This is a genomic window from Roseibium sp., assembly GCF_039982295.1.
Classification (GTDB): domain Bacteria; phylum Pseudomonadota; class Alphaproteobacteria; order Rhizobiales; family Stappiaceae; genus Roseibium.
On sequence record NZ_JBDWYP010000042.1, the window covers coordinates 1 to 8,133 of the forward strand.

Below are 8,133 nucleotides of genomic sequence, written 5' to 3' on the forward strand. Positions count from 1 at the left end.
GGAATTGAGGCCGCCAGTGCGCCATTGGTTCGAGCACAAGGCTGAACGCCTTGAGGCCGTCTCAGCGTAGAGAGATGGCCACCAGTGCAGTCCGGCCGCGTGGCGTGAGCGCTGCGCTTGCCTGCCGGACGTTCCAGATCAGCGAAAGCTGCTATCGCTATGTGCGCAAACTGGGCAACGAGAATGCCGAGATCGCGGACTGGCTGGTCCGGCTAACGACAACGCACCGAACCTGGGGCTTCGGCTTGTGTTTTCTTTATCTGCGCAATGTCAAAGGATTTGCATGGAACCACAAGCGCGTCCGGCGGATTTACCGGGTGCTCGAGTTGAATCTGCGCATCAAGCCGAAGAAGCGTTTGGTGCGGGAAAAGCCAGAGCCACTGGCTGTCCCGGATGGCCCGAACATGACCTGGTCCATGGACTTCATGTCTGATCAATTGGCCGACGGGCGCAGCTTCAGGACCTTGAACGTTCTGGACGACTTCAACCGGGAAGGTCTCGGCATTGAAGTGGCCGTTTCCATTCCATCCCTTCGCGTCATACGCACGCTGGAACGGATCATTGAATGGCGCGGCCAGCCGCTGAACATTTGAGTGGATAACGGCCCGGAAAACGTCAGTGCCGCGCTGCAAACATGGGCCTACGAGACGTAGGATCGGCTTGGAGTATATCCAACCCGGTAAACCGCAACAGAACGCCTACGTCGAACGCTACAACAGAACTGTCCGCCATGAATGGCTTGGACAATACATATTCGAAACGATCGAGGAGGCACAGGACCACGCAACACGTTGGCTATGGACATACAACAATGAGCGGCCGAACATGGCCATCGGCGGCATTACGCCCGCAATGAAACTGAAAACAGCGGCCTGAAGTCCAGTTTTAAAACCCACTAAAAATGGGATGATTACCGTCATGCGTCTTCATCGGAGTCATCGAAGAAGTCGTCCGAGCCGTCGGAGCAGTAGTCGCTATTTCCATCTATGGCATCGGCCTCATTGTAAAATCTAGGCTGTGCGATCAAGAAAGTGTCATCCTTGAAAAGCCAGTCGGCTGCCTCCTCGTCCTTTCCCCATTTTTTCAGCCAAGTGATGCAAGCCCTACGTACCATTGCTACAGTCTCTTCATCGGGATCATTCCCAATAGTGAAGGTGTCCTGTGCGATGAGGGTAAGTGCTAGAAAAAGACATGTTTCGTCAATCTTATAGTAACAATCTGCGTGTGGATTCGCGAAGATTGGTTCGGCTATATCGGCCACAATTTTGTCTAAGGACTTGACAAAATTGATACATCGCTCAGACATCCCAACTATGAAATCCTCAAAGCTAAAGTCTACTTCTCGCCAGAGTTTATTGCCTAACTCTCTGCGAATTCCTTCTTCCAATGCAAGCTGAATTGATTCCAGCCATTCGATGGAATCGTCGCCGTTTTTGTTTTCAGCAAATGAGGCATTTATTGATTTTATTATTTGAGAATTAATTAGGAAAAATGATCTCTCAACAAGACTGTCAAGTTCAGTTACAAGCAAAGCTTGTGGTTTTTTTCCGGATTGCGTTAAAAATTTCGTTCCTTTTGTCACCTTATAGAATTTTCTGTGATTTGTCAGGCGGGAATACCTTTGAAATTTGAATGCTCTTGCATCCTTTACAGGGTGTTCTCTGCGAAAATTTTCGTATATATCGATTATATTTTTGTTATCTGTCAGAAAAGATTTAAGTTCAGTTTCGATTAAATACTTGTTGTTTGATTGTTCGACTGCATCATGCCGCCCCAATTTTTCAATATGCACTGTGGAACTTTGTGGCCCGCATTGCTGTTCCATTTCAATCTCAAGTTTGTTGAAGATACGCTCGAATTGCTTCAATTTAATTTTATTGACGGTGACGGGCCCAAATCTATGACGGTAAAAGGTTCCATTGCTAATTACACTGTGCCAGTCGCAAATATTAGACTCAGTCAGCTCGTAATAATCCTGGAAAGATTCACGTAGTTGCTCAAGCCTTTCTGCATGATCTGTCCCGTTGATTTCCCGTCGATCGCGAGTTTTTTGAAAAATTTGCTTTAGTCGAACCTCATATGAATAAATCTGTTTGTTTTTTCTCTCAACTATTCTATTAATCTTCGCGACTCTGCGTTCAAGCAGGCAGGCGTATATTTCCTCCTGCGCGTTTGGGCGATTCTCAGCAAACGCGTTCCTGAAATCTTGACTTGGACTGACAGAATATCCCGCGAAGTTAAGCGGTTCGAATCGCTTAAAAACTTTTTTTTGTTGCCGGGGTAGATCTGGCGCCCCGGGAGCCATTTTAGGCACAACGGTCATTTTTTACTCGCAACAATATTTGTTTTTCGGACACATCCATGGGATGAGTAGAGCTGCACGAAGCGTTTCTGGAAGATGGCAGAGACCGGCCGGAGCAAATCCCATTAATTCGTATCGCTCTTCGCTTTCTGAAAGCGGGAGTTCCAGCGCAAAAAGCGATGCTGATCTTTCCGTTTGAATGCGACTCGCTTTTAATACAACTACGGCGAATAGGAACCGCTTGAATGGCTCGTTCAGCTCTTTCAACAATCAGCAGCGCGAAGATCGGGATGGTTAGCCGGTCAAATGCCGATTTCAGTTCGCTGAGCTTAAACAAAACCGTTGGTGGCCATGAGACTGAAGTGTTTCGCTTCGTCGCATGTCTTGACCGCCAAGCCGCAACCAAGCCGCAACATGCTCCTAATGAAAATTTAACATCTCATGGCTGACTAGGTTCCCATTTGTTGCGGTCTATGTAACATGATCCGGAGAAGCATCGTGTGTGGCAAAGCCCAGATAAGAAGCATCCCTTATATCTTAACTTTAGCGACATCAGCGCCGCTCCGGACCACCGAACTATGTGCGTTCAATTTAACGACGAGCTACTAACCTACCACCGGGGCAGTGATTTCAACACTTTCTTCATCGTCACGGCCCCAATCCATTTGGTTCCAGTCGATACGCTCTTTTGCCACAGGCTTGGGTATGTGGAGACTTTTGTCTAAACGGTCGTCGTGCAATTTCTCATTTTCCTCGATAAGGTTTGCAACGCGATTTTGGAAACTCTTGACGTTGAAAGTTGTTTCTGGCGGCGTGGCAGGCATCGGCGGCACCGGCTCCTCATCTTTAGGCGCCTCAAACGGTCTCTGCGTGAGGGCATCAATGTGGGTATTTTGATGTGCCGCAAAAAAGTTCATCAAGTCATGAAGTGCATTGAGGTATTCCTGAAATTTAGTCCTCAAGCTAATCTTGAATTTGTCGAAATCAAAATTTTTCGCGTTACCTGTTTGCAAAAGATCTTGCCAAAGAGTTCTATTTGTCTCGTTCTCGTCCCGCCAAGCGTCGAATTTTCTAAATACGTTTTTAAGCAGGTCGTCGAACGCTGCTTGATTTTGTTCCTTGTACGTTATTGGAAGAGCTTGCCAGAGCTCCTTCAGGCCTGAAATTTCCTCCAGCTGCCTTTCAATCCTTTGATTTGTTTGGGCGATGTAAAGATTTACTTGAAATTCTCTTCTTTGGTTAAGAAAATTCTGGTGGCCCATAGGAAGTTCTTTTCCTTGTCCCATGACTACTATATTATCAAATTTTTTGAATAGACCCCTCTCAAGATTGTTCCGCAGGGCATTTTGATCGGAATTTTCGTTAAAGAATTGCGTCGTGAGTAAATTCAGTTGGGTAGGGTTGAGGGACACTTTTCTTACTCCAGTTTGCAGTCTGTAAGACGTCAAGAAGAATACACGCAGGTAGAAGATAAGCGGTGTCGCCGCGCTCAGGTTGTGCTGTTTGATACGCATTACGAGGTTTTTTGCTGCTGGGTCTCGCAAAAAAGGAAAACAGCCTTGGTATAATGCCAACGTAAAACAACGATCCCACTTGACCGCAACACGAGAGTGTTCCGCTAGCGGACGAACTCCAGTAATGTCTCTGTGTTTGCCGCAGGGCCAAATGGAATACGTTCCGAAGCTCCAGACAAGCCGTGATGGTAAAGTCGGAGTATTTCCCCGCTCGGCTGCGCTTGCCGGTGCGCGCCACGCTTTCATCAACTCAGACCCTAACGCACACGCTGACGCAAGCTGCCCGTTTACTCGCGCCAACTCGTCAAACGATGCCTGGACTTCGCAGTCTTGTGCCGACGGGAGGCGTCGTGTTTGAACGGTATTCACAAATCTTCAGAATGGAAACAACGACGAGCACGTAGGCCACTAATCGGATTAACGCAACAATGCCGTCAGAAGCTGTCCGGGTCTGCGATTTTCGCCAGAGCGGACCGGTCCAGGATGAACAGCCAGCCGTCTTGCATGTTGACCAGGCCTGCCTTTTGCCACTTCCGCAAGCACCTGTTCACGTTTTCCCGCGTGTTGCCGATCATCCCGGCCAGTTCCGACTGGGATTGCGACAGCTTCTTGAGAGGGCGGTCTTCGGACGCGGGAAGCGCCGCGGACAGGCGGAGGATCAGTTTCGCCAGGCGAACTGGCAGATCTAGAAATGACCCTTCGATCATGCGTTCGTCGGAGCGCCTGACACGCTGGCAAAGCAACTCGATCAACCTGATCGACAGATTAGAATCCCTTTGCAGCACTTCAAGCAGGTTGCGACGCTCCAGAACGACCATTGTGCAGTTTGTCAGAGCTCTGGCGCTGGCCGAGCGATCCTGACCGTCCAGTAGGGCGATTTCGCCGAACACGTCACCAGCCTTGAGATCCGTCAGGGTGACCTCGCCGCCGCTCGGCGTGAACATGCTGACGCGCACGACGCCCTCCGCGATTGCCATCATGCTTTGCCCCGGGGTGCCCATGGTGAAAATGACATCGCCCGCGGAGAACTTCTTCAGGAAGGAAAACCTCGCGAGATCGTCTCGCGCCTGCGGATCGAGCGCTTCGAAAATAAAGCTTTTTCCGAGCAATTTGCTCTTGTCGTGGGCGCTGTCTGTTGCCATTCCGGTCTCGCAATCCTCGGCCAGGGAACTCCTTCGAACACGGCGAGTATATCATCCTCTCGCGCGCTGGACAGAGACTTTTGAGGTCGTCGCGACGCACGCTCACGCGGGCATGGTGGACGACCGCCAGCTTTGGTTGTGGAACCCGAACCGAAGCCGGTCAGCCGGGACAAGGAGCAGCTCGATCTGTTCTGGCAACGGCTCAAGAAATGGGACGAAATTTGCTCCAGTCGATCCCCATTTGAACTCCTGCCGGACAGATATCTCCAGAAATGCCGTGAGGCACTCTAAGGTGTGTCAAGCGACACAGGGCGGGCGGCTTATGGGGGGCTAGACAGAAGGCATCGGGCCGCAATTGCCCTGTTTGAAAGGAAAAACGGTTCCATGTCGAACAAGCTGTTTATCTCCGTCTTCGCCCTGACGGCTGTGATGTCTTCGATCGCAAGCGCCTCTCCCATAGAAGAGACTTCACCGGTTCAGCAGATTTTCAACGATCTCCTCATCGTTTCGGAAAAGAAAACGTCAGGCGATCACACGATCCGGATCGCTGGCGATAGGCAACAGAACCGCCGGGTCGAGTTCATCCCGGGTTGACTGCATTGCGATCCGGCTATCAATCCGGATCGCAATGGGATCCTCTTTCAACAGGTTGCAAACAACTTGTCCTGTCGCGCTGGACCGTTGCCGGAGACGCCGGTTTGGGCGACACTTGCATTATGGACCTGAGGCCAAAGTGAAAGGGATCACATGAACAGGATTTCCATCGCGCACAGGATATATTTTTTCGCCGTGTGTTCATTCGGGCTCTTTGTCGGCGGGATGGGATATTTCAAGCCCGAGCTGATTTCCAGGGCTGTGCCCCTGACGCTGCCGCCGCTGCATGCGCGGACGATCGCAAGTCTCTATCTGGCGGGCGGAACCATGATGTTGCTCGCCGGCCTCGCGCAAGAGGCAAGACAGGTCCGACTGCCGACAGTGGTCGCCACGATCTGGACCGGAGCGCTCGGGATCGTCAGTCTGTTCTATCTCGACCAGTTTGATACTGGTTTGAGGTCGACATGGTTCTGGTTCTTTGCATATTCAGTTTACCCGGTAGCGGGGGGCTACTTCATCCTGCGTCTCCGCAAGCGCACGACCTCGGGCGAGCGCACGCTCCTGCCCCCCGTGAACCGTGTTCTCCTGGGCGTTCTTGGCGCCTTCGCTCTCGCCGTTTCTCTGCTGCTGCTGTTCTTGCCTGGCATTATGGTGGACGCTTGGCCATGGAAATTGAACCTCATGCTGGCGCAGATCTACGGTGGTCCGCTGCTGGGACTGGCGGTCATAGCTCTCTTGATGACGACGGCCGACAAGGATGAATGTTTCATTTCCGCTGTCGGTATCACCATGTTCCCGGTGCTTGCGTTTGCCGGAAGTCTGATGCACCTAAACCTCTTCGCGCCCTGGGCGGTCTCGTCCGTCGTCTGGTTCGGAGGCCTTGGAATCGCGAGCCTCGCAGGGGTGTTTGTCCTGACAGGTGTCGCGGCACGTGAAGTAAACTCTCGAAAAGGATGCCCATGATGAATACCGGATCCAGTATTTCCCTGCCGCTACGTCTGTGGTTTGGGGCGGAAGTATTTTTCGGCCTCGCGGCAATCCTTTCAATCACGCTTACACCGCAGGACACGGCGTCGAATTTTGCCTGGACCATCAAACCGACCGTTACGGCGGCTATCCTAGGGGCGTTTTATGCCTCGGTTGCGCCGATCTTTGTTCTGGCGATGGTCGCCCGACGCTGGGAAATGGTCAGGGTGATCATATGGCCGGCCATTATCTTCACGTCCATCGAGCTGGCGGCGACCTGGATCCACTGGGACAAGTTCAGGGTGGATTCAGGCAGCTTTATGCTCTGGTACGCGAGCTATCTGCTGCCGCCACCGATTTTTCTGACTCTTTTCCTTTATCAGGTCCGCCGGCAAGTGTCCTTGCCCGCTCTTGAGCCCATGGGAAAAGCCCTGCGTCTAACACTGTGCGCGCTTGGCTGCTTGTTTACGCTTGAAGGCTTGTACTCTTTTGTCCGACCTGAGCACTTTACCGCCAATCACGCGTTCGAAGTGACAGTCCTCACTGCACGGGCGACAGCCGGCTGGATTGTCGCGCTCGGCCTGATGATGGTCTCAATGGCTTGGGAAGGCGCTCGCGAGAGAGCACGTATCGGATCTCCATTTCTGATCCTTCCGCTTCCTCTGCTTTTTCTCCAGATGTCCCGTTTTGCCGATGAGGTCGACTGGTCACACCCGCGTCTGATCGCCGCTTTCGCGCTGTTCGCAGCGACCAGCCTTCTGGGTCTCTGGCTTGCCAAGGGCAACTGGCGAAGCTCCCTGTCCTGAACGGCGGCGCGAGGCATGCAGACCTCGAGAAGTTGAATAGGTGTCGGCCGGATTTATGTCTTCGGCCGCCACAAAAGAGTGGCGGCCAAGCGGCTGCGGGGAACGCTCTTAAGTCTCGGCCTCGAGCCGCCCGGGCGGGCTCGTCGGGCGGGGTCACAACCGTTCCAATTTACTGGCTGACCAGGTGGGCCTCCAAGATTTTCCCTGCCGCATGATGTAATCTGTTCGTTATGGGCCTTCGGCGCATGGGCCGACTTCGATCAGTCGTCGGCCAAATGTCGATTTTCCAGGAGCGTCTTCTGCGCCATGGTTTCGGCCTGAACTAGAACACCGACCAATGACAGGCGGCCGGACACCGGCAGCGCGCGGAAGCGTATTCTGAATGATCTTTGAAAATCTTCTCGCAAGCCCGTCGGCGCCGCCTGGCGGCGCGTATCGCCGTCGCCACGGGCTCCGCACAACGCCTGGCTGCCCATTGTACCCGACTCGAAAATCTTGTCGAGTGCTCTGTGTCATTCGACATAAGCGTTTTTTTTCACCTTGTTACAATGCAGCTCACCAATGCGATGGTCGTAGTGAGCTTCGTACGGCTACGCAATAGCTGACAATTTCAATAAAGGGTAACTCAATGACCGTCAGTTTTAGAAACTTTGAACCGCCCCGGGTTGGCCGGAGGCTGTTTGGCTTAAGTTATGCTGCGACCGCCGGTTGATCCAGCGTGGCGTAGTATCGTTCCTCCGCTTCAGCCGGAGGGATGTTTCCTATGGGCTCCAGAAGACGCCGGTGATTGAACCAGTCGACCCATTCGA

8 protein-coding genes and 1 pseudogene are annotated in these 8,133 nt (G+C 52.3%); 5 read left to right on the forward strand and 4 right to left on the reverse strand.

The annotated features are described in order from the left end of the window. Positions 1-50 precede the first annotated feature (50 nt). Positions 51-876, forward strand: a pseudogene (locus tag ABJZ52_RS08230) (IS3 family transposase); the annotation flags it as partial. Between the two features lie 40 nt (positions 877-916). Here the strand turns inward: ABJZ52_RS08230 and ABJZ52_RS08235 are convergent. After that, a complete protein-coding gene (locus tag ABJZ52_RS08235) occupies positions 917-2,323 on the reverse strand; it encodes a hypothetical protein (RefSeq protein ID WP_348189955.1) in 1,407 nt (468 codons plus the stop codon). A gap of 224 nt (positions 2,324-2,547) precedes the next feature. On the opposite strand from ABJZ52_RS08235, the gene ABJZ52_RS08240 reads away from it, so the two are divergent. Continuing rightward, positions 2,548-2,751, forward strand: coding sequence for a hypothetical protein (locus ABJZ52_RS08240; RefSeq protein WP_348189957.1), 204 nt, complete (start codon positions 2,548-2,550; stop codon positions 2,749-2,751). Positions 2,752-2,907: 156 nt separating this feature from the next. Here ABJZ52_RS08240 and ABJZ52_RS08245 read toward each other — a convergent pair whose 3' ends face one another. Continuing rightward, positions 2,908-4,062, reverse strand: coding sequence for a hypothetical protein (locus ABJZ52_RS08245; RefSeq protein ID WP_348189959.1), 1,155 nt, complete (start codon positions 4,060-4,062; stop codon positions 2,908-2,910). Positions 4,063-4,250: 188 nt separating this feature from the next. Continuing rightward, positions 4,251-4,958: a Crp/Fnr family transcriptional regulator gene (locus ABJZ52_RS08250; RefSeq protein WP_348189961.1), complete on the reverse strand. Its 708-nt coding sequence runs from the start codon at positions 4,956-4,958 to the stop codon at positions 4,251-4,253. A 384-nt stretch (positions 4,959-5,342) separates the two neighbouring features. Here ABJZ52_RS08250 and ABJZ52_RS08255 point away from each other — a divergent pair, with 384 nt between their 5' ends. The 3 genes from ABJZ52_RS08255 (at position 5,343) to ABJZ52_RS08265 (ending at position 7,324) form a co-directional block, all read left to right on the forward strand. Then, positions 5,343-5,552 (forward strand): hypothetical protein, encoded by a 210-nt coding sequence (locus ABJZ52_RS08255; protein WP_348189963.1) that lies wholly within the window; start codon positions 5,343-5,345, stop codon positions 5,550-5,552. A gap of 153 nt (positions 5,553-5,705) precedes the next feature. Next, positions 5,706-6,515 carry a hypothetical protein gene (locus ABJZ52_RS08260; RefSeq protein WP_348189965.1) on the forward strand — a complete coding sequence of 270 codons (810 nt, stop codon included), beginning with the start codon at positions 5,706-5,708 and terminating at the stop codon, positions 6,513-6,515. Beyond that, positions 6,515-7,324, forward strand: coding sequence for a hypothetical protein (locus tag ABJZ52_RS08265; RefSeq protein ID WP_348189967.1), 810 nt, complete (start codon positions 6,515-6,517; stop codon positions 7,322-7,324). The genes ABJZ52_RS08260 and ABJZ52_RS08265 overlap by 1 nt, the downstream gene beginning before the upstream one ends. Positions 7,325-7,584: 260 nt before the next feature. Here ABJZ52_RS08265 and ABJZ52_RS08270 read toward each other — a convergent pair whose 3' ends face one another. Then, positions 7,585-7,800: a hypothetical protein gene (locus ABJZ52_RS08270; protein WP_348189969.1), complete on the reverse strand. Its 216-nt coding sequence runs from the start codon at positions 7,798-7,800 to the stop codon at positions 7,585-7,587. Positions 7,801-8,133 lie beyond the last annotated feature (333 nt).

Excerpts from the sequence above, each read along its gene's own strand:
- ABJZ52_RS08260 (WP_348189965.1), top strand. The coding sequence starts at position 5,706 with ATGAACAGGATTTCCATCGCGCACAGGATATATTTTTTCGCCGTGTGT.
- ABJZ52_RS08265 (WP_348189967.1), top strand. The coding sequence starts at position 6,515 with ATGAATACCGGATCCAGTATTTCCCTGCCGCTACGTCTGTGGTTTGGG.
- ABJZ52_RS08240 (WP_348189957.1), top strand. The coding sequence starts at position 2,548 with ATGGCTCGTTCAGCTCTTTCAACAATCAGCAGCGCGAAGATCGGGATG.
- ABJZ52_RS08270 (WP_348189969.1), bottom strand. The coding sequence starts at position 7,800 with ATGGGCAGCCAGGCGTTGTGCGGAGCCCGTGGCGACGGCGATACGCGC.
- ABJZ52_RS08235 (WP_348189955.1), bottom strand. The coding sequence starts at position 2,323 with ATGACCGTTGTGCCTAAAATGGCTCCCGGGGCGCCAGATCTACCCCGG.
- ABJZ52_RS08245 (WP_348189959.1), bottom strand. The coding sequence starts at position 4,062 with ATGAAAGCGTGGCGCGCACCGGCAAGCGCAGCCGAGCGGGGAAATACT.
- ABJZ52_RS08255 (WP_348189963.1), top strand. The coding sequence starts at position 5,343 with ATGTCGAACAAGCTGTTTATCTCCGTCTTCGCCCTGACGGCTGTGATG.
- ABJZ52_RS08250 (WP_348189961.1), bottom strand. The coding sequence starts at position 4,958 with ATGGCAACAGACAGCGCCCACGACAAGAGCAAATTGCTCGGAAAAAGC.